This window comes from Luteolibacter flavescens, assembly GCF_025950085.1.
Taxonomy (GTDB): Bacteria; Verrucomicrobiota; Verrucomicrobiia; order Verrucomicrobiales; family Akkermansiaceae; genus Haloferula; species Haloferula flavescens.
The window spans coordinates 17352-38041 of record NZ_JAPDDS010000019.1; the positions used below are offsets into that span (position 1 = coordinate 17352).

The 20690-nt window shown below is 63.4% G+C and carries 15 protein-coding genes; 14 read left to right on the forward strand and 1 reads right to left on the reverse strand.

The genetic code is table 11. The features are described 5' to 3' along the window. Positions 1-98 precede the first annotated feature (98 nt). The 14 genes from OKA04_RS22600 (at position 99) to OKA04_RS22665 (ending at position 19459) form a co-directional block, all read left to right on the forward strand. A complete protein-coding gene (locus OKA04_RS22600) occupies positions 99-2462 on the forward strand; it encodes a hypothetical protein (protein WP_264503496.1) in 2364 nt (787 codons plus the stop codon). Between the two features lie 90 nt (positions 2463-2552). Then, the gene (locus OKA04_RS22605; RefSeq protein WP_264503497.1) at positions 2553-3344 is read left to right on the forward strand and encodes an alpha/beta hydrolase; all 792 of its coding nucleotides are present in this window, start codon (positions 2553-2555) and stop codon (positions 3342-3344) included. Between the two features lie 14 nt (positions 3345-3358). Further along, positions 3359-5041, forward strand: a complete 1683-nt coding sequence (locus OKA04_RS22610; protein ID WP_264503498.1) for a glycoside hydrolase family 16 protein — start codon at positions 3359-3361, stop codon at positions 5039-5041. 25 nt (positions 5042-5066) lie between these two features. Then, positions 5067-5954: a heme/hemin ABC transporter substrate-binding protein gene (locus OKA04_RS22615; protein ID WP_264503499.1), complete on the forward strand. Its 888-nt coding sequence runs from the start codon at positions 5067-5069 to the stop codon at positions 5952-5954. Continuing rightward, positions 5951-7030: a FecCD family ABC transporter permease gene (locus tag OKA04_RS22620; RefSeq protein WP_264503500.1), complete on the forward strand. Its 1080-nt coding sequence runs from the start codon at positions 5951-5953 to the stop codon at positions 7028-7030. Before OKA04_RS22615 ends, OKA04_RS22620 begins: the two co-directional genes overlap by 4 nt. Beyond that, complete coding sequence (locus OKA04_RS22625) at positions 7030-7824, forward strand: heme ABC transporter ATP-binding protein (protein WP_264503501.1); 795 nt, start codon at positions 7030-7032, stop codon at positions 7822-7824. Before OKA04_RS22620 ends, OKA04_RS22625 begins: the two co-directional genes overlap by 1 nt. 1116 nt (positions 7825-8940) lie before the next feature. After that, complete coding sequence (locus tag OKA04_RS22630) at positions 8941-11262, forward strand: TonB-dependent hemoglobin/transferrin/lactoferrin family receptor (protein WP_264503502.1); 2322 nt, start codon at positions 8941-8943, stop codon at positions 11260-11262. Positions 11263-11269: 7 nt separating this feature from the next. Beyond that, positions 11270-12136 carry a DNRLRE domain-containing protein gene (locus OKA04_RS22635; RefSeq protein WP_264503503.1) on the forward strand — a complete coding sequence of 289 codons (867 nt, stop codon included), beginning with the start codon at positions 11270-11272 and terminating at the stop codon, positions 12134-12136. Positions 12137-12156: 20 nt separating this feature from the next. Beyond that, complete coding sequence (locus tag OKA04_RS22640; RefSeq protein WP_264503504.1) at positions 12157-12984, forward strand: hypothetical protein; 828 nt, start codon at positions 12157-12159, stop codon at positions 12982-12984. Between the two features lie 226 nt (positions 12985-13210). After that, positions 13211-13975 carry a PEP-CTERM sorting domain-containing protein gene (locus OKA04_RS22645; RefSeq protein WP_264503505.1) on the forward strand — a complete coding sequence of 255 codons (765 nt, stop codon included), beginning with the start codon at positions 13211-13213 and terminating at the stop codon, positions 13973-13975. Positions 13976-14448: 473 nt separating this feature from the next. Then, positions 14449-15129 carry a response regulator transcription factor gene (locus OKA04_RS22650; RefSeq protein WP_264503506.1) on the forward strand — a complete coding sequence of 227 codons (681 nt, stop codon included), beginning with the start codon at positions 14449-14451 and terminating at the stop codon, positions 15127-15129. Beyond that, on the forward strand, positions 15126-16559 hold the full coding sequence (locus tag OKA04_RS22655) for a sensor histidine kinase (protein WP_264503507.1): 1434 nt from the start codon (positions 15126-15128) through the stop codon (positions 16557-16559). The genes OKA04_RS22650 and OKA04_RS22655 overlap by 4 nt, the downstream gene beginning before the upstream one ends. A 112-nt stretch (positions 16560-16671) precedes the next feature. Further along, complete coding sequence (locus OKA04_RS22660; RefSeq protein ID WP_264503508.1) at positions 16672-17016, forward strand: hypothetical protein; 345 nt, start codon at positions 16672-16674, stop codon at positions 17014-17016. Between the two features lie 85 nt (positions 17017-17101). Then, positions 17102-19459 (forward strand): TonB-dependent receptor, encoded by a 2358-nt coding sequence (locus tag OKA04_RS22665; protein WP_264503509.1) that lies wholly within the window; start codon positions 17102-17104, stop codon positions 19457-19459. Between the two features lie 95 nt (positions 19460-19554). Here OKA04_RS22665 and OKA04_RS22670 read toward each other — a convergent pair whose 3' ends face one another. Further along, on the reverse strand, positions 19555-20646 hold the full coding sequence (locus OKA04_RS22670) for an alpha-hydroxy acid oxidase (protein ID WP_264503510.1): 1092 nt from the start codon (positions 20644-20646) through the stop codon (positions 19555-19557). Positions 20647-20690: the final 44 nt, after the last annotated feature.

Genomic DNA, 20690 nt, shown 5'->3' on the forward strand with positions numbered 1-20690 from the left:
ATCCACGCAGCGGCAACGTGGAGTTGTCCGCCCGACTGCCCCCGGGGTCACTCATCACCTTGTGTGTATGGGTGGAGGCTTCATCGCTGCGTCCTATCATGAACACGTATCTTGCTCAGAAATCTTCCTCCCCCGTGGTCTTGGCCGGTCTGATCGCCGGCTGCAGCCTGGCGTCCGCCGCTCCCATCGGCATCAATTTCTGGACCGACGCCTGGAATCCCGGTGGCGACGTCCTGCCCACCGAGTCTGCCTTCGGAGTGCCTGCAGGGAACTGGGTGAATGCGCGTGCCACTCATGGTCGCAATCCGGGCTTCGTGCAGACGGCAGGTCCGCTGAGCCTGACCACGGCCGATGGCACCGCGCTCACGGTGAGCTTCAACTACGGCTCGCTCTTCGACGGCTCCACCGGGGCATCCGCTCCGCCCGCCGCGGCCGAGCTGCGCATCCTGAACCAATACATCCAGAATACCACGGCCGCGAGCTCGGCCCCGGGCTACAGCGTGACGGTCTCCGGCCTCTCCGCCATTCCGGGCGGTCGCTATCAAGTGAAGCTGCTGGGTGCGAGCCGTGACGTCACCGAGTGGGGAAATACCTCCGGCTTCAAGCCCGTGACCCTCACCGCGGGAAGCGAGACCGCGACGCTGACCTATTCTGCGCTCTCCGGCCATCCGCTCAATCCCGCGCGTGCGAACGCAGCCGTCGCCATCTCCAGCAGCTCGCCGGTGCTGACCGCAGACTCGATCACGCTTTCCTCCCCGGTGGGCAGCATCACCGGTGACGGCCTCGCGGCGATCCTCATCTCGCCTGCCACGGACATCAATTCCTTCGACGCTTCCGGCGAGGTGACGGATTGGGAAGTGCTTCCGACCCCGTCCGGCACGGTGGTCATCGGACACTCGACCAGCATCGCGCCGCGCTTCGTCGGCGGCATCCAGGAGACACCGCATGCCGAGGGCGAGTGGTCCACGGATGTGGATGCAGATCCCGCATCGGGCTCGCTGATGATCGATGCGATGCACAGCCAGACCACGAACAGCCAGTTCAACGTGCGGCGGAATTTCGCCGAGCCGGTGGATGCGGGCGACTTCGAGGCACTGGAGCTGGACATCCTTTTCGACCCCGCTTCGGTCCGCCGCCGCTTTGGCAACTACTCCTTCTTCACCGTCTATCTCCAGTATCTGGACGGGGAAGAGACACGCGAGATCGAGATCGACTCCTTCAATACCCAAGGCACGAAGACGAATTCCCAAGGCGGCGGTATCCCCGGCGTCGAGGGCAACTCCTCCACCTACGCGGACCAATGGGTGTGGCAGCGGGTAACCGCGCCGCTCCAGACGGCTGCGGCCCTACCGGCCCTCTCCAGCATCACGGGCATCCGTCTCGCGTCGACGGCCTCGGGTAACAGCGCACCGAGCGGCGTGGCGTATGTGGACAATCTCCGCTTTGTCGCTCCGGAAGCACAGGGCGAGTCGCCCGAGCCCGCGCTGGCGATCGAGAAGGCTGACTCCGGCCTCCTCCTCTCGCTGACGGCGGCCGATCCGGAGGCGACGCTCGGCACCGCCGAGTATCAGAACGTGCGTGTGCTCCCTGGTGACTACACCTGGATCGGCAAGGCGACGGCCGAGACCCCGGTCACCTACAGCTTCACCATCGAGGGCTATCCCGGCACTCCTGCTGGGGCTACGGGTCAATTCGAGAGTCACATCTTCCTGGTTCCCGCGGCGGATGACTACGAGTGGAGCCACAATCCGAACATCACCCACCCGCATGCGGTGCGTCTCACGCTGAATGGCGACGCCACCAGCGCCTGGGCCCATCTCGGCTACAAGATCGATTTCCCGGATGCAGATGGCTACTGGACCACCGACAATGGCCTGGGCGGACAGCTCGGCTCGGTGGGCCGTCCCTCGGTCTATGGCACATGGAGCCTCCGCTTCACCGCTGACAACGTGGTCACGCTGGTCGCACCGAATGGAGCGACACAGACTTGGACGATCGTGCTGCCGGACTTCACGGGAGTGGAGAATCCGCCGCCAACGATCGCGGATGCCTTCGCCGGTCCCATGGCGGTGTACTTCGGCTCGGGCGTGCGCGACGCGCAGGGCCAGCATCATCTGAATGCCCGGGCTTCGTCGGTCTTCAGCAATATCTCGATCACGGGCGTGCCCACGCCAGTGAATGAGTCCTTCACCGGTCCGCTGGACACGCAGCTCTACAGCCTGGAGTCGTCGATCAATCCGGCATCCGTGCTACCGCTGGCCGCGACGGAGAGTCCCTTCTGGGTCACGTGGAACAGCGCCGCCACGGGCTACCGCTTGCAGGAAAGCACCACGCTCGATGCGTGGACCGACTCCGAGACCTCGATCCTGGGAGCTCCGGGTGAAAGGCAGCGAGTGCTGAAGCCATCATGGCTCCGCCCGGCCGGCGGCAAGGGCTTCTACCGCCTGACCGACGCGCCCTGATTCATCATTCGATCCAATGATAGCGGGGATGGTCGTCCTTTCGCCATTCCCGCTTCTTCTTTTCCTCCACCCTCTCTCCACCACCGCATCGTGAAAAAGCTCCTCCTGCTCGCCGCCATGTTCATCGCGCCGCTGCACGCGGCAGAATCCTGGGATGAAAGGGAGGTCGCCCATGGCAAGATCCACGTCCACACCTACGAGGCGAAGTCGCTCGGAAAGGAGCGCGAGTGTGTGGTCTACACGCCGCCGGGCTACGAGGACTCGGATCAGCGCTACCCTCTGCTCGTGCTGAACCACGGGCGCGGCGAGAACAACCGGACGTGGACGGAGAAGGGGAAGGCCCACGTGATTTACGACAACCTGATCGCCGAGGGAAAGGCAGTGCCCGCCGTGATCCTCATGATCGACGGTCATCAGCCCTTCAAGGACGACGGCACCAATCACCATGCGCAGGCAATGCGCGCTTTCCGCAGCGAACTGATGGAGGATGCGATCCCGCTGGTGGAGCAGAGCTATCGATTGCTGTCCGGCCCGGCGAACCGCGCGATCGCGGGGCTGAGCATGGGAGGTCGCCAGGCGCTCGAGAGCGGTCTGGAGCATGCGGACAAGTTTGCCTGGATCGGTGTCTTCAGCCCCGCCTTGCCACCGGGCGGCGATGCCTATGTGGAGAAGTTCAAGCAGGCGGAGACCTACAACCGCGCCTTCAAGCTGCTGTGGATAGGCTGCGGAAAGGATGATCCGGTGCTGGGCCGCGTAACCCCGCATCTGGCCGCGCTGAATGAAGCACGTATCAAGCACGAGTGGCACCTGAGCGATGGTGTTCATGACTTCGAGCTTTGGCGGGTTCACCTCGTCGCCTTCTCGCAGAGGATCTTCCGCTGACCTGATCTGATCAGATGCGCCTGTTTTCCCTCGTTCTCGGCATCCTCATCTCCTCCGCTCCTATAGGTGCGGCGGCATGGAAGGAGGTTTTCCGCGATGACTTCGACGGCACCTCGGTGAACGCCGCGGAGTGGTCGATGTATCACAGTCCCGGCCACAATGGGAACGGGCTCCGGAGGGCGTCGGCCTTCTCGGTGGCGAATGGCATCCTCACCTGCACGGCCCGCATGGTGAATGGCCAGCTCGTCAGCGGAGGCATGGCGCACCATCGGAACTACCTCTACGGCAAGTTCGAGTTCCGCGTGCGCACCACGCCGGAGAGCGGCACCTCCACCAGCGGCGTGGTGCTGACCTGGCCGCAGTCGGAGCAGTGGCCGCGCGATGGTGAGAATGACATCTACGAGACCACGACGAACCGCGACCGGAAGTCCTTCCACACCTTCATCCACTATCCAGACGCCCAAGGTCGCGATGCCACGTGGCACCGGCAGCACCAGGTGGATGCCAGCCAGTGGCGGACCGTGGCGATGGAGTGGGAGCCCGGCCAGATCCGCATCTATCACAAGGAAGAGAACGCACCCTTCCGCGGGGACGAGCAGCCCGCGGCAATCCTGAGCGATCCCGCGATGATCCCGGACAACCCGCACCACCTGTGCATCCAGCTCGACGCCTTCGCGCAGACGATGACCGGCGAGTCCCGGCTGGAGGTGGACTGGGTGCGCATCTATCAATGGGAGCAGCCCGCCATCGCTCCAGATCCAGCCTCGGGCAGCCTGTTGCCCGCTCCACCCGCCGGGAAGACGTGGAAGATGGTGTGGAACGATGAGTTCGACGGCCAGGTGATCGACGGGACGAAATGGGACCGGCCGAACTGGCCCCGACGCGATCACTTCTGGCGGGCAAACAGCGCCTTTCTCGATGGCCAGGGGCACATGGTCCTCCGCACGGAGAAGATCGATGGGAAGTACTACTCTCCCTGCATCCGCACCATCGACCGCTTTTACAAGGCCTACGGCTACTTCGAGACACGGGCGAAGTTGCCGCGGGAGGAGGGACACTGGACCGCCTTCTGGCTCTATCACCCGGACGTGAACAAGGTGGGGAACGAAGGCCGCGATGGCACGGAGATCGATATCTTCGAGTGGCCGCACCGCGATGGCTCCGTCCACCACGCGCTGCACTGGGATGGCTACGGGGCCGCCCATAAGAACACGAGCAAGACCTCCCACCCGCCTGGCATCCTGGACGGTGGCTTCCACGTTTTCTCCCTGTGGTGGACGCCGGAGGAATACGTCTTCTACGTGGATGGCCGGGAGACATGGCGCACCTCGGACGGAGGCGTGTGCCAGATCCCGCTCTACCTGAAGTGGTCCAGCGAGATCGGCGATTGGGCGGGCGACATCACGAAGGCGGAGCTGCCGGACGACACGGTGATCGACTATGTGCGGGTCTTCGATCTCGTGGACGTGCCCTCGACGTCGTTCAACATCCGCACCTTCAACCGGCGGAACAACCAGATCCACCTGAGCTTTCAGACGCAGCCGGGCAAGCTCTACACGATCTTCTCCAGCCCGGATCTCTCCACCTGGAGCGCGGTGCCGCTGCAGCAGTCGCTGAGGGGCTCGGGCGGCATCTTCGCGCGTTCCTTTCCCGATCCCGGCGGACAGAGGCATTTCTTCCGGATCGATGAGTTCTAACAATTTCTAACACCTGACAGCGATGATGAGAAAGACGACAGCGGTGATTTTCCTTTTGCTCACCCTGGGCCGGCTGGCAGCCACGCCGATCAAGGGAGCGGATGGCGTGGAGGTGGAGATCGGAGATCCGCAGCGGATCGTGGCGCTGAATGCCTCCACCGTGGAGATCCTGGTGGAATTCGGGATGGGAGACCGTATCGTCGCGACAGACAATGGCGGCGAGCGCGTGCTGGCACCGGCGAAGACAACGGGCCTCGGCCATCCGTACAGGCCGAGCGTGGAAGGCATCATCGCACAAAAGCCAGATCTGGTCATCACGCCGCTGGAGAACATCAAGGAGCCACCGCTCGCCCAGCTTCGCAGCGCGAAGGTCCCGGTGCTGGTCCTGGAGGACTCGGACACGGACGGGGTGGATGGCCTGAAGCGACGGATCACGATGATCGCCGCGGCATTGGCGGTACCCGAGAAAGGCAAGGCGTTGAACGACTCGATTGATGCACGTCTGAAGCCGATCGCCGAGACGAATGCGAAGCTCGCGAAGAAGAAGCGCGTCTTCTTCCTCTATGCGCACGGCCCGGGCAGCGCCGTGATTCATGGTCGCGACACCGGCGCGCACTGGCTCATCGAGCTCGCCGGAGGAGCGAATGCTGCCGACTTCACCGAGGGCACGAAGCCCCTGACGCCGGAAGCGCTCGTCGCAGCCGCGCCGGATGACATCATCATGCTGGAGAGGGGGCTGAGCGCGGTGGGCGGCATGAATGGTGCGCTGGCTCTGACGGGTGTCTCGCTCACGCCCGCGGGGAAGAATCGCGCGATCCACACCGTGGATGACAATATCCGATGGATCGGCCCCAGATTCCTGGGTGAGGTGGAGAAGCTCCACGCGGATCTCTACGGCAAGCCGGCGAAATGACCGTCTCCCCGGCATCCATGGGAAGGCGGCCGTCGCGCCACCGCGGTGTGCTGGTGCTGCTGCTGTGCCTGCTGGTCGGCAGCATGCTTCTGGGAGCGGGAGCCGGAGCTGTGAAGATTCCTGCCAGCCACATCCTCGCAACGGTGGCGGAGAAGGCAGGGCTGCGGGGCATGCTGGAGTTCCTCGGGTTGGCATGGCCGGAGGTCACAGAGCTGGAGGCCACGGTGCTGCATGCCATCCGGCTGCCCCGGGTGCTGCTGGCAGCGCTGGTGGGTGGCGCGCTCGGGCTTTCCGGTGCGGTTTTACAGGGCCTGTTCCGCAATCCTCTCGCAGACCCGGGGCTGCTGGGTATCTCCAGCGGGGCGACCTTGGCGGTGTCCGGTGCCATCGTGCTGCACCTGGCTTCGCTCGGACTATACACGTTGCCGCTTGCGGCATTCGCCGGCAGTCTGACGTGCATGCTGGTGATTCAGATCTTCGCCCGCCATGACCGGCGGACGAATGTGGCGACGATGCTGCTGGCGGGCATCGCGATCAATTCGCTCTGTGGCGCGGGGACGGGGCTTTTCACCTACTTCTCCAGCGAGGACCAGCTCCGCGCGATCACCTTCTGGATGCTCGGCTCGCTTTCCGGCGCGACGTGGACCTCCGTGGGTGCCGCTGCGCCACTCATCCTGCCCGGCCTGCTCATCCTGCCGCTGCTGGCCGGACCGATGAATGCGATGCTGCTGGGAGAGAGCACAGCGCAGCATCTCGGCGTGAGGGTGGAGTGGGTGAAGGCGCTCGTCGTGTTGCTGATCGCGCTTGGCGTGGGAGCCGGAGTCGCGGTCTCCGGGATGATCGGCTTTGTCGGTCTCATCGTGCCAAATCTGATCCGGATCTGGACCGGGCCGAATCATCACGTGCTGCTGCCCGCCTCCGCCCTGCTCGGCTCCGCCCTGCTGGTGCTGGCGGACATGGCAGCGCGCACCGTGGTCGCACCGCTGGAGCTGCCGCTGGGCATCGTGACCGCGGCGTTGGGTGCGCCTTTCTTTCTCATCCTGCTGGTCCGGCAGAGACGCACCGGGGAACTATGATGGATCCCGTACTTCATGGCCACGGGCTATCCTTCCGGGTGAGGGGAAAGCAGCTCTTGCATGGGGTGGACATCGGCCTGCACGCCGGGGAGATCCACGCCGTCGTCGGCAGGAATGGAGCGGGAAAAAGCACGCTGCTGAAGCTGCTGACCGGCGAGATGATGCCGTCCGCAGGCAGCATCGGGCTGGATGGCCGTCCCCTCGCCGTGCACAAGACACGCGATCTTGCCCGCCGCCGCGCGGTGCTCGCCCAGCATACCACGCTCACCTTCAACTACGGCGTGCTCGAGGTGGCCCTACTCGGCCGCCTGCCCCATCTGAAGCACGGCCGGGAGACCGCGGAAGACATCACCCATGCGCGCGATGCCCTCGCTCGCGTAGGTCTCGCCAGCTTGTCAGACAGAGGCTACCTCACCCTCTCCGGCGGCGAGCAACAGCGTGTCCACCTCGCCCGCGTGCTCGCCCAGCTCGCAGGTGGGGAACCACAGGAGAAGGTGCCTCTCCTCTTTCTCGACGAGCCGACGAACAACCTCGATATTCATCACCAGCATCAGGTCCTAGAGATTGCCCGCGAGCTCGCATCTGCCGGTGCGGCGGTCTTTGCCATCTTGCACGACCTGAATCTCGCTGCACGCTACGCCGACCGCGTGACCCTCCTGCAGGATGGCAAGCTGCTGGCCACCGGCACCCCCGCGACGGTATTCACCCCCGAGCTGCTCCAGCGGGCCTTCGACCACCCCGTCCTTGTCGAGACCCACCCCATCCACCGCTGCCCGATTGTGATCCCCATCTGACCGCTCGCTGCTCCATCAAAAAACGTAGAGGGTGCTCGGATGCGTTGGCATCGAGAATGAATACATGAGTTGGTGCCCTTATTGCCTCTGAAAGTTGAGGTTACTGGTTGCGAAGAAGAGACAGTTGCAGGTCGTGCCTTGCTCGACGGTCCGTCCGTCCCAGACGATCGAGGAAGGAAGCCACAGTGCGGTGGCGCCGATCTGGATGACGCGATCCAAGTCCCCCGACATCGATGCCGAAGATGATCCGCAGCCAGGCAGGAATGAGTCAGACGTGACAGTCAGTAGCGCGATGGTGAGCATAGAGCAAAGGGACGCTAATTTCTCCGCGCATTCTCGTCTGGGAAATAAGCTCGGCTTCAGTGGTTCTATTGGTTTTCACCTGCGGATGGTTTCCGATCTGGACCAGGAAAGAGAAGTCCTGCGAGTGAGGGTGGGGCCTCGGGCATGAGCTTATAGATCGTGGTCTGAGGTTCTTTCAGGGGCGGTATGCTCTGACGCGGCGATGTAGATCGGTGGCTGTATCGTAATGGTCATGCTGCTTGATCAGCCAAGGTAGCGCTGGAGCCGAGGTCTGACTGCGAGAATCCGAGTGCACCCTTCGGATCACGCGCGGTGTATTGACTTCTGCTGGCGTTGGCTTGCTTTGCCCACGGGTGATTCCGTGCGCGTCAGATGGACTATGCATGTGTCGGCATGTGACCGTGGGTGCATCCACGCGGGCGGTTGTTGTGTTAGGCCGGATGGTCTTGTAGCGAGGGGCTTTCAAGATGCTGAATGGCCCTTATCGTGAGAGCGATACAGCTGGGCGTATCTGTCGCTTGTGGCAAAAGTTCGGGATCGATTGTTGGCCCCTGAAAGGGGCTTCTGTCGTCTTTCCAAGAGGCAAATATGAGATTGGAAAACGGGCCGATTTGGCGTGATGCCCTATGACAAGGGGTCGTCAAACAAAAGCAAACAGGCGGTAGCAACGGACGCATGGCGTCTGCAAGGGTCGCCTCCAGATGAGCGACGGAGCTTGCCACGAAAGTGCAAGCGGACGACCGCGACGATCGGTTTCCCCAAGATGATTTTTCCCCTGTGAGTTCCCCAAGTCCATTTCTCATCCGGGTGACAATGCCGCCGAAATTCCTGCTCCTCGCAGCGGCGCTGGTGCTCATGCCGGGCCTGCATGGCGAGGAGAACGAAGACCCCGGCGACGATGCGGAGAAGAAGGATGAAGGTGGGGATGGCGGCAGCGAGGTGGTCCATTTCGATGAACTCGTGGTGGTCGGCACGCGCACGGCAAAGCCGTGGATTGACTCGAATGGATCGGTGACGAGCGTGCGTGCGGACGATCTCGTGAGGGAGGGCACGTACGATGTGGGTAGTATTTCAAGGTATGACCCGCTGGTCTCGGCTCCCTTCGACTTCAGCACGAGTGATACGCTGTATGCATACGCCGGCAGCGGTTACACGGGATTCAATGTCCGTGGTGCCGAGGGGAACAGGATCTCGCTGGAGGTGGACGGCATCCGCCTGCCTCCGCAGTATGTCTCGACTTCCTTCGACATGGGGAGTGCCGGTGGATCGGGTGGCATGGGGCGGGACTATTTCGATCCGGCGATGTTCAGCCTCATCGAGATCTACAAAGGCGGCGGCAGCGCGCTCTATGGAAGCGATGCGATGGGCGGGGTGATCGCGATGCGGACCCTCGATGCCTCCGATATCCTGGATGGAAAGGGATGGGGAGGCTTCTCGCGGGTGCAGTATTTCTCGGTGAATGACATGCTTGCCCGGCAGGTGGGCGGAGCTTGGGAGAAGGGGGACTTCCGCATGATGCTGCTCTATAGCGGGCGGAATGGAGGAGAGACGGAGAACCAGGGAAGGTCCCTGTACCAGCCGAATCCCGTGAACTTCGACAGCCATTCCGGGCTCGGGAAATTCGACTATTCCGCGGGCGACCACCGGTTCCAACTCACCCTGGAATCCTTCCGCCGCGATGTGGACGTGAACACGCGCAGCGCCGTGCGGGAGGCTGCGATGGGAGGCTTCAACAACTATGTGCTCAACTACCAGATGATGGAGCGCCAGAGGGCGAGCCTGCGCTGGGAAGTGGAGCCTGCCGCCTCGTGGATCGACAAGATGGAGGCCCAGGCATACTGGCAGGCCTCGGAAAACCGGAGTGACAATCTCAGCGCGAGCAAGGACCGCGACTTCGGCGGCGTGATCGTGAAGGGGCGCAAGAGGAAGCAGTCGATCGACTTCGGCACGCGCATCGCGGGACTGGCTTATCAGGCACTGAAGCAGTACGAACACGGGGCCATCCGGCAGCAGTGGCTTGGCGGGGTGGATGTGAGCCTGGAGCAAAGCGAGAGCTCCTTTGCTAGGGTGGACACCAGCGTCCCCTCGGACCGGAACCGCACTCCCTTCGCTCCGTCCGATACCTGGCGTGCGGGTGCCTATCTGCAAAACGAGATCCGTGCGGGAGAGCGGTGGAGTTTCACACCGGGCCTGCGTGTGGACTACCAGCTCATCAAGCCGGAGATATCCGAGGAATACCGGGACCGGATCGAGGAGCTGGCGCTCAATGGAACCTACGTCGAGCTGTCTGATGAATACGACAATGTCGCGGTCTCGCCACGCTTCGACATCGCCTACAAGCCGACATCGGCGACCCGCCTCTACGGGACCTATGCCATGGGCATCCGGAATCCATCGGCGGAGGAGCTGTCGATGGTATTCATCCACCCGGACTCGAGCGGCGGCACCGCCGGGACGGTGAATCTGCCGAATCCGGACCTGAAGGAAGAGGTGAGCCATGCCTTCGAGGTCGGCTACAAGGCGGAGGGCGATCCGGGACGCTTCCAGGTCGCGGGCTTCTACACGCTCTACAAGGACTTCATCGAGAACAACCGGTTCACCGGGGAAGTCGATGACGAGGGACGCGAGATCAACATGTCGGTGAACCGCGGCGAGTCCGTCATCTATGGCGCCGAGCTGAGCGGGGAGGCGAATCTCGGGTATTGGTCCGGCACGCTGTCCGGGTGGCGGATGGGAGCCGCCAGCGGGATCTCGATCGGCAAGAACAAGGCCGACGACTCGTGGCTGAATTCCATCGAGCCGTGGAAATCGAGCGTGTTCCTGGCCTACGACAGTCCCGGCGGGAAATTCGGGACGCGGCTCACGGGGACCTATGTCGACAAGGTCCGGAGAGTGGATGACACCATTCCGGAGACCGGGACCCTCTTCCGCCCCCCGGCATATTTCCTCGCCGATCTCTCCGCCTACTGGCGTCCCGACGAAGGCCTCACGGTGAATGCCGGGGTCAACAATCTCCTCGGTGAGAAATACTGGTCGTGGGCGGCAGGCCGCCGCACGGCCGCCGCCTACGGGGACCGCGATCGCAGCAGCGCGGCGGGGACGAACTGGTACCTCTCGGTATCGCAGACCTTCTGAACGAACTATGAAGTTTCTAGTAGTTGCCTCATTCATCCTGGCCGGGCAGATGGCCTCGAGGGGAGAGTCCGTGACGCTGACGCCGGTCAAGGACCGCGATGTCTATCAAGGCACGGGGAATCCCACCGGCTCGGATTTTTCGCTCGGGGTGAGCGCTTCCCTGGCACTCGGAGGCGGGCATTCCCAGAAGTCGGTGATCCAGTTCGACGTCGGGTCCGCCTCTATCGGCATGGCCGAGGCGGAGATCGGGAGTGCGACGCTGAGGCTCTACGTCATGTCTCCCGAGGTCTATCCCTACGAGCAAAACATCGGCGGGGATGTCCTGATCTCCTACCAGATGCAGACTTGGACGGAGGCGTCGCTGCGCTGGTCCACCTTCAGCCGCGGGGACTCCATCGGCACCCTCAAGCTCATCGGGGACAGGCCCTACAATGACGGCAGGGGCACCACGATCTACGAGATCAACACGTGGGTGGAGGTGGACGTCACCGCAGCGGTGAAGGAGTGGACCTCCGGCAGGAAGACGAACCACGGATTCCTGCTGGAGCCGGATGAAGTGAATACCCCTTACCTGAGTGCGGCCTTTGCCGACTCCATCACCGGGTGGAAGCCGGAGCTGGTGATCACCCGTGCGGAACCGCCTGCCGCTTTCAAGCTTCTCTCCTGGGAGCGTGGGGTGGGCAAGGTCACCCTCACCTGGAGCTCGGTCCCCGGACGCAGGTATGCGATCGAGGAATCGGTGGATCTGGTTGCATGGAATTCCATCGGGGAATTCACGGCCTCCGCCACGACCACGACCGGAGAGGCGACCACGGACGCCGGTGGCGGAGACCGCGCCTTCTACCGGGTGAATGAGATTCTGACCCAACCTTGAGACCTTCGAACAAGATGAAGATGAGAACCCGACCCCTACCGCTCCTGCTTCTGTTGCTCGGCCTCGTGCAGCCAGAAGTGCAGGCGGCGACGAGCATCATTCCCACGGAAAGCGCCTTCGCCACGTCCGGCTGGGGTGTCCCCGCAGCGCCCTACCGCAGGGATGTGTGGAGCGGGAGTGTCCTTGGCATCAGCAATGCCGATCCCTACCAGATGGGAGAATACATGGCCTCGCCGGAGGGCGGTGGCCAGCAGTGGCAGTACGAGCTGAAGTCCTGGGAAGAGACGACCTACCTGGTCTTCGACAAGGGCTCCTTCGGAAGCGCTTCCTACGTGCAGTCCGCGATACTCTCGGTCACGACCACGGGACGTGCAGGAGCCCCTGCCGGGATCGGCGATGGCATGTCGATCGCGGCGCACGCGCTTTCCGACGATCCGACGAAGATCCTCTACACCTCCGCGGATCCAAATGCCGGGGTCTATAATCCCGCCAGCCCGTCCTACGATCCCTCGCTCGACTACTCGAACAACTACGGGACATTCAAACTCGATCACCTGGGAGCGATCATGGGGACCGTGGCCCACGATTCCGGGTTCGGCCTCTACGACATCGACCTCACGTCGATGGTGAACGGTTGGCTCGCGGACCCGGACGCCGAGGGTGCCTTCGCGCTGGCGCTCACGGGGAGGGCGGAGGGAAACAGCCCGGACGCGTGGCTCGCGATCTTCGCCGGGAACCAGGTGGATGCTCCTTTTCTCACGATCACCACGATACCTGAACCCGGTGCCATGACCCTCGCGTCTCTGGTGACTGTCCTGGTCGTGGGATTCCGGAGAAGGCCGCGCTGATTTTTGTGCATAGGGCTGCCGGATAGCCGACGGAGGTTCCTGCCCTCGGGGGAGGGCGGGAGCCTCGTGCCCTGACGCGCCCATGTCATGCCCTGATGGGACTCTGGTCGCCGGGGACGAGGAAGACGCCGCCGTCCCGCTGAGGATTTGCGCCAGCACGGACCTCTTCGTCCGGCTGGATGCGATGCAATGAAAAACCCGATCTGAACAAACGAATCGAATAACAATGAAGTTATCTAACAGAAATTACCGGGCGCTGCTTGTGCTCGGTGCAGTCGCCTCGGTCACGGGACTTTCCGAGGGAGCGGTCCTCCACGGCATCAGTGCTCCCGGCTGGGACCGGAGCTCATCCTCGGCAGGTCACGCCGCGTGGGAATACTGGGATGTCCCGAGCGGACAGGGAGCCTTCACGGACCTCGCGCCGGACATTTCCTACGGTGGCGCGGCATTCACCTCCACGCTCACGCAGAGCTTCGCCGGTGCCTACACCACCGGAAGCGGTGGGCCGGACAATAATCCCGCGCGCCTTGGCGTGGGTGGAGAGGGCACCCAGTTCCTCTTCTCGCTCGCGGGCACCGGGTCCTCGGCCATCGAGAGCATCACCCTTCAGATCAAGCATTCGAACAGCCTGAATGCCGCCTTCGAGGAAATCCCTTCGCCCTTCGTGGCCTCGCTCAATGGAGCCACAGGCATCACGGGAATCAAGAATCCGAACGGCACCTCGACTCCGGAGAACTACCGGTGGTCCGCCTCCGATCCCGGGACTTCGGTATTCTTCTGGGTCTATAGCTATACCTGGACCGGGCTGGACATCGCGGCGGGCGAGCACTTCACCATCGACTTCTCCAATGCGCCCGATGATCTGGGGTTCGGCTTCTCCGTGGACACCGTTTCCATCGACGTGAACTACGCGGTGCCGGAGCCATCCGCACTGGCGCTGCTCGGTCTGGGCGGCCTGGGCGTCGCATTCAGGCGCCGCCGCTCCTCGTGAGAGCTTGGATGTAGTTCAAAGCCGCCTTGTCGGGTGAGTCCTGCTTCATGCGCATCTTCTCACCAGGCAAGGCGGCTTTTGGCAGGTAAAGAGTGTCACCTTATAGGAACGGACATGAGGGCCGTCATTCCCGTCCCGCGGACTGCCCCCATTGCCTTACAATTGAGGAAGCCTTGGTGCGGGCCAAGGGGATCAGCCAATGAACTACCCGCGCCTACACTGATAGGATCCGCGGCATGGATACGACGGATTTTCAGTTCGCGCTGTATTGTAGTGGCGAGGCTCGTGGGTAATTGATTGCGAGCTCATTGTGAGTTCAGTGTCTTGCTGGAAATCGGTCGCAGTGTGACCCGCGTGTCGGTTCGAGTACGGTCGATGGCACTCGGCGGGGGACGGAATTGAGGGGGCGGATTGGGCTTGTGTCGGGTGTTAAGGCTTGCTTCGGAGGGTCGCGGTGATTCCTTCCGGATCAAGTGCGCTGTCTATTGATCGAGGACTATACGCCGTTGCGCCAGAGCATGGGCGAGTGTCTGCGCCATGCCGGCTTCATCGTGGATGAGAGCAGGACGGGCGATGAGGGGCTGTGGAGCGCGAAGAACCATGATTACGGGGTGATCGTGCTCGATATCATGCTGCCCGGCTTGGACGGCATGGCCATCCTGCGGGAACTGCGGAGGAGCCGGGACAAGACGCCGATCCTGATGATCAGTGCGCGGGATGCGGTCGCGAGCCGGGTGGAGGGGCTGGATTCGGGAGCAGATGACTATCTTGTGAAGCCCTTCGATCTCCAGGAGCTGGTCGCGCGGGTGCGGGCGCTTTCCCGGCGGAAATTCGACAATGAGACGTCCGAGATCCGCGTGGGGGACCTGCATGTGGATGGCCTTCGGAAGCGGGTGACGCGGGCCGGGCGGGAGATCCAGCTCACGCGGCTGGAGTACAAGCTGATCCATTACCTGGCGCAGCGTGCGGGCCAGCCGGTCTCACGCCAGGAGATCGGGGCGCACGTTTACGAGGATGGCGGTGGTGATGGCGGGACGAACAAGATCGACGTCTGCATCAACTGCCTGCGGAAAAAGCTGAATGCTCCGGGTGAAGCCGATCTCATCAGCACGCGCCGCGGATTTGGCTACATGCTGGAGGGGCAGGGAGAATGAGGGCGCCCTCGCTCCGTCTGCGGCTGATCCTTGCCAGCGTGCTCGTCATCGCCGTGGTGCTGGGGCTTTCGAAGGTATCGCTCTATCGGGAGATCCGCCATTCGCTGGAGGCAAAGGTGGATTCCCAGCTCCTGAGCATGGCCCATGTGCTTGCAAAGACCTCGGAGCTGGAGGCGACCGGGGTGCAATACGAGTGGCAAGAGGCACTGAAATTCGACGATGCCCTGAAGCTCGGAGGGCTCTTCCAATTCCACGATCTGAAGACGGGCCTCGTCACCCGATCCCCGGAGCTGGGAGCGCAGACGCTGGAGTTTTTCGACGGCGGGTTGAACGAGCCCGTTTTCAAGAACGTCCTCTTGCCGGATGGATCGCCGGCGAGGGCGGTGGCGCTGCAGCACCTGCCTTTCATCAATGACCATGGACTGGCGGAAATGGAGAGGCGGGGTGTCCGGCTGCATGCGAAGGATTTCCCGCAGGTGTTGGTCTATGCCAGCAGCATGACGCGCGTGGAGGCCATCCTGCACGAGGCCCGGCTGAGACTGTGGCGCACGGGGCTGATGACGCTTGCCGCGACGTCGCTGGTCATCTCGCTGGTGATCCGCTGGATGGTCCAGCCGCTGAAACGGCTTGCGGCCGATCTGGCGAAGCACACAGCGGCGGCCGAGATCAGCGTTCCCGAGATGCCGCGGCACGTCCCGTCGGAGCTGGTGCCGCTGGTGAGTTCATTCCGCGAGGCATTGCGGCAAGCGCAGACTGCGCGGGCGCACGAGCGCGAGCTGGCATCGCACGCGGCGCACCAGTTGCGCACGCCGCTTGCGGGGATTCACTCCATCCTTGAGCTCGCGATCATCAAGGACGGCGACCGGGACGACCTGCTCCGGAGGATCGAGGCGGCGCTGGTGGAGACCCGGCAGATGCGTGAGACCCTGAGCGGCCTGCTCCAGCTCGCGCGGTTGCGTGGCGGTGCGGAGGAAGCGGGGAGCTTGCCCTTCGATGCCTCCGCTCTCGTCACTCGCTTGCTTGCCCAGGAGCAGGAGCGCGAGGGGAATTCGCGCCGGGTGGAGACCTCGGGGTTGGAACAGGAGCAGATCGTCCGTGGAGATCCGGCACTGGTCTCGATCATGATTTCGAATCTGCTGGGAAATGCTTTCCACCATTCTCCGGCGAACGGGCTGATCCGGGTGGAGATGGATGCGGGGGGAAGCTCCATCGTTTTCCGGACGATCAATCCCCGTGGAGCTCTCAAGGAGGAGGATCTGGAGAGAATCCTGCAGCCATTCCAGAGAGGCGCGGACGTGCCGGTGGACATGCCGGGCGCGGGACTCGGGCTGCCGCTTGCAAAGGAGATCGCGGAGAAGTCCGGCGGAGGCTTGCGCGTTTATCTCAGGGGAGAGTCGGTCGTCTTTGAGGCGAGTCTTCCGAGGGGCTGAGAAAGATTATTGAGAATAGTTCTCAATGCTAACCATTCCCTAATGGAGAGTCAGGTAAGGTGCCCTTGGTTCGACCCCGCGCTGGCGGGATCGAGATCACCGCACCCTCACCATGGACACTCCTTCCATCGGCCGACCGCAGCCATCCATCGCTGACAGTGGATTCATTCCGCTGGAAGCGCGCGTGGTGCTGGTGGATGCGATCCTGGAATTCGAGACCGCGGAAGCTGCGCGCGAAAAGCTCCGCGAGATTGGCATCAAGCGCGGGATACGGGCCGTGATGAATTGGCTCCAGAGCACCCGGCAATGGCTGGGCCTCGGTGACTTCTACCCGCGGGCGAATGTCCCTTCCTATCGGGAGGCGGTGCAGCGCTGGATCGCCAAGAACGGGCGTCCATCTCCCCGGCAGATTCTCTCCGGCTGGGCTCCCGCCGGGGCATTGCAAGCCCGCTCCTAGCATTGGCTGCATTCTCTTTTCACGCCCGTGATGAATCATCCCGATCCGCTGAGATTGAGATTCATTTGAATAACTCTCCTATACCATGAAATCCACCGACCAACCACGTCCCCAGGCGTCCTCGAAGGAACTGCTGGTGCTCGCGACCTTCGCGTCCGTAGCTGCCCAGGCATCCGCCCAGTCGTCTGCCCCAGCCGCCAAGCCCCAGGGTCCATCGAAGCCCGACAGCAGCGAGATGCCGGATCTGGTCGTGGAAGCGGAAAGGGACCGCGTGCTCTACAATGCACAGCTTCTCTCGCCGGAGAAGATGACGGCACCGCTGCTCGATACGCCGCAGACCTTCACCGTCATCCCGGAGTCCGTTTACAAGGAGCAGGGCGCGCGCAATCTGACGGACGTGCTGAAAAACACCCCGGGCATCACCTTCAATGCGGGTGAGAACGGCTTCGGCACCGACATGAGCAGCTTCAGCATGCGCGGCATCAGCACCGCCGGCAGCATCTTCTATGATGGCGTGCGCGACAGCGGCAGCTACTCCCGCGACATCTTCAATGTGGAGCGCGTCGAGGTGGCGAAGGGCCCCGCCGCCGACTTCGGTCGCGGAACGGCAGGCGGCTACGTGAACATCGTCACGAAGACCCCGCTGCTGGATACCTTCCTCTCGGGCACCACTTCCTACGCCTTTGACGAGACGGATGCGAACGGCCGCTTCCGCAACTCGATCGACTACAACCAGCACATCGCGGGCTCGCCGATCGAAGGCACCGCGCTGCGCGTGAATGCCCTCTTCCAGGAAGGTGGCATCGCGGGCCGCAACTACGCGGAGATGAATTCGTGGGGCATCGCGCCGTCGCTGGCATTCGGCCTCGGCACCACCTCGCGCGCGATCTTCGCCTTCCAGCACGTGGAGCAAAACGACATCCCGGACTGGGGTGTGCCGAGCGGCAATTCCGCGACCGGCGGTGGCTTCGACTACGTCACGCGCCTCGGCCGGGATCTCTACTACGGCCTGTCCACGGACTATGACGACAGCGTGTCGGATGCCTTCCTCGCGCGCTTCGAGCACGACCTCACGCCGGACATCACGATCAGCAACCAGACGCGGATCGCCCGCACGGATCGCGAGACCGAGTTCACGATGCCGCACAGCTTCAACAATGCGACGGGCACCACCGTGCGCCAGGAACACACGAAGTATGACCGGGACAACTTCAGCCTCTCGAACATCACCGGCCTGACCTGGACCTTCAACACCGGCGGCATCGAGCACTCGCTGGCGACCGGCCTGGAGTTCATGCGCGAGGAGTCGAGCTCGAACCGCTTCGGCTCCACCTTCCGCAGCACGCCATCCTATGCGCCGATCGGGAATCCCGCGGGCTTCCCGCCGCTCACCTTCGGCGGCACGGGCGACGTGACCATCGATACCGCCGCGCTCTACCTCTACGACACGGCGAAGCTGAACGACCAGTGGCAGATCACCGGTGGCTTCCGCGCGGAGTACTACGAGGTGGAACTCATCGACCGCAATGCAGCGGGCGTGCTCGGGCCGAACACCTACACGAGCGATGACTTCACCCTGGGTGGCAAGCTGGGCATCGTTTACAAGCCCGCCGAGAATGGCAGCATCTACGGTGCGGCCGGCATCTCCTTCCTGCCGCCGGGCTCCTTCCTGTCGAACTCCGATGCCTCCCGTACCGGTGACAACGGATTCCCCGGTGCCGGCGCCGGCATCAACAGCCCGGGTGCGGATCCGCAGTACAACCTGAACTACGAACTGGGAACGAAGTGGGACTTCTGCGACGGCCGCATCTCGACGACCCTCGCGTTCTTCCGTACCGAGCGCCATGACGTGGCGATCACCGGTCGCCAGCACGTCAATGGCGTGCCGACCGTGCCGGCCCAGACCATGACCGGCTATCACGAGCAGATCCTCCAGGGCGTGGAGCTGGGCGTGGCGGGCAAGATCACCGACGAGTGGAGCATCTTCGGCGGCATGCTGTGGATGGACAGCGAGCGGAAGGTGGATGCCTACTGGGAAACGGCACGCCGTCTGGCGAATGCGGGCGACTACACCGCCCAGTACTCGACCTTCGATGGCGACGAGCTGGCCTTCACGCCGAACTTCAGCGCGAACGTGTGGAGCACCTATGACTTCCCCTTCGGCCTGACGGTCGGCGGCGGTCTCCAGTATGTCGGCTCGTCCTACGTCGGTCGCCCGGATGATGCCGAGCGCATCATCCCGAACGGCCGCTACGGCGAACTGCCGGACTACGTCACGGTGAATGCACTCGTGGCCTACGACGTGACTGAGAACGTGACCGTGCGCCTGAACGTGGACAACGTCTTCGACGACGTTTACGCGGTCTCTTCAAACTGGAGCGGCGTGCGTTCCAATCTCGGACCGCCACGGACCTACACGATCAGCGCCGACTGGACGTTCTGATTTGATTTTGAGGTAATAGTTAATTGCTGCGTTTGGTATCAGCGCCGTCCGGTCCGTTCATGGGGCCGGGCGGCGTTTGCTTTCCGGCGGATGCTTCAGGGAGCGAAGGTCAGCGAGGCATTTCGGATCTCCGCGAGCGTGCGGCATCCGGCGAGGGCCATCGTCATTTCCAGCTCGGTACGCAGGAGCTTCAACACGTGCGCCACGCCCACCGCACCCGCGGCTGCGAGGCCATGGACGACGGGCCTGCCGCAGAGGACGGCATCGGCTCCCATGGCGATGGCGATGAAGGCATCCGAGCCACGGCGGATACCGCCATCCATCAGCACGGGCACGCGCCCCGCGACCTTCTTGACGATGGCAGGCAGGGCATGAAGCGCGGCGGGGACGATGTCCAGGGTGCGGCCGCCGTGATTCGAGACGATGATGCCGCTGGCTCCCGCCTGGATCGCCAGCTCGGCGTCCTCCGGGTGCAGCACGCCTTTCAGGATGATGGGCAGAGAGGTGTGCGAGCGCAGCCACGCGATGTCCTCCCATACAGGCGCACGGTCTAACAGATCGCTGCCGAAGACGCGGTCCGCGGGTGGGAAGGCGCGGACGCCTTTCATGTTCACCGCCTCGATGCCGGGCGGCAGGGAAAAGCCCGCGCGTTGCTCGCGGTTCCGCAAGCCGTTCAGCGGTGCATCCGCGGTCAGCACGAGTGCCTTGTATCCGGCGGCCTCCGCGCGTTGTGCGAGGGCGATGGTGAATTCCCGGTCCGGCTGGATGTAGAGCTGGAACCACAGCGGGGTGCGTGACGTGGCTGCGATGTCCTCTAGCGTGTGGGTGGCGGACGTGCTCACGACCATCGGCGATTCCGTCGCGGCTGCGCCGAGTGCCGTGGCCAGCTCGCCCTCCGGATGGAACATGCGGTGGAATGCGGTGGGCGCGATGATCACGGGGTGCGCGAGTTCCGTGCCCAGAAGCGTCAGCCGCGTGTGCGCGCCCTGCATCGGTCGCAGCAAGCGGGGCAGCACCTTGATGCGCAGGAGCGCCTCGCGATTTGCCCGCATGGCCAGCTCGTCCGCGCTGCCGCCATTGAGATACGCCCACACGGATGCCGGCAGGCGCTCGCGGGCGAGCGCTTCATAGTCCTCCACGGAGGCGATTTCCGGAGGGATGGTCTCCAGGGGAGGCGGCAGTTGCATGGCACAGGACTACCGGGGAGCAGCCGGATTACCAAGCCATCCCT

Excerpts from the sequence above, each read along its gene's own strand:
- OKA04_RS22600 (WP_264503496.1), top strand. The coding sequence starts at position 99 with ATGAACACGTATCTTGCTCAGAAATCTTCCTCCCCCGTGGTCTTGGCC.
- OKA04_RS22610 (WP_264503498.1), top strand. The coding sequence starts at position 3,359 with ATGCGCCTGTTTTCCCTCGTTCTCGGCATCCTCATCTCCTCCGCTCCT.
- OKA04_RS22615 (WP_264503499.1), top strand. The coding sequence starts at position 5,067 with ATGAGAAAGACGACAGCGGTGATTTTCCTTTTGCTCACCCTGGGCCGG.
- OKA04_RS22620 (WP_264503500.1), top strand. The coding sequence starts at position 5,951 with ATGACCGTCTCCCCGGCATCCATGGGAAGGCGGCCGTCGCGCCACCGC.
- OKA04_RS22625 (WP_264503501.1), top strand. The coding sequence starts at position 7,030 with ATGGATCCCGTACTTCATGGCCACGGGCTATCCTTCCGGGTGAGGGGA.
- OKA04_RS22630 (WP_264503502.1), top strand. The coding sequence starts at position 8,941 with ATGCCGCCGAAATTCCTGCTCCTCGCAGCGGCGCTGGTGCTCATGCCG.
- OKA04_RS22635 (WP_264503503.1), top strand. The coding sequence starts at position 11,270 with ATGAAGTTTCTAGTAGTTGCCTCATTCATCCTGGCCGGGCAGATGGCC.
- OKA04_RS22640 (WP_264503504.1), top strand. The coding sequence starts at position 12,157 with ATGAGAACCCGACCCCTACCGCTCCTGCTTCTGTTGCTCGGCCTCGTG.
- OKA04_RS22645 (WP_264503505.1), top strand. The coding sequence starts at position 13,211 with ATGAAGTTATCTAACAGAAATTACCGGGCGCTGCTTGTGCTCGGTGCA.
- OKA04_RS22655 (WP_264503507.1), top strand. The coding sequence starts at position 15,126 with ATGAGGGCGCCCTCGCTCCGTCTGCGGCTGATCCTTGCCAGCGTGCTC.
- OKA04_RS22660 (WP_264503508.1), top strand. The coding sequence starts at position 16,672 with ATGGACACTCCTTCCATCGGCCGACCGCAGCCATCCATCGCTGACAGT.
- OKA04_RS22665 (WP_264503509.1), top strand. The coding sequence starts at position 17,102 with ATGAAATCCACCGACCAACCACGTCCCCAGGCGTCCTCGAAGGAACTG.
- OKA04_RS22670 (WP_264503510.1), bottom strand. The coding sequence starts at position 20,646 with ATGCAACTGCCGCCTCCCCTGGAGACCATCCCTCCGGAAATCGCCTCC.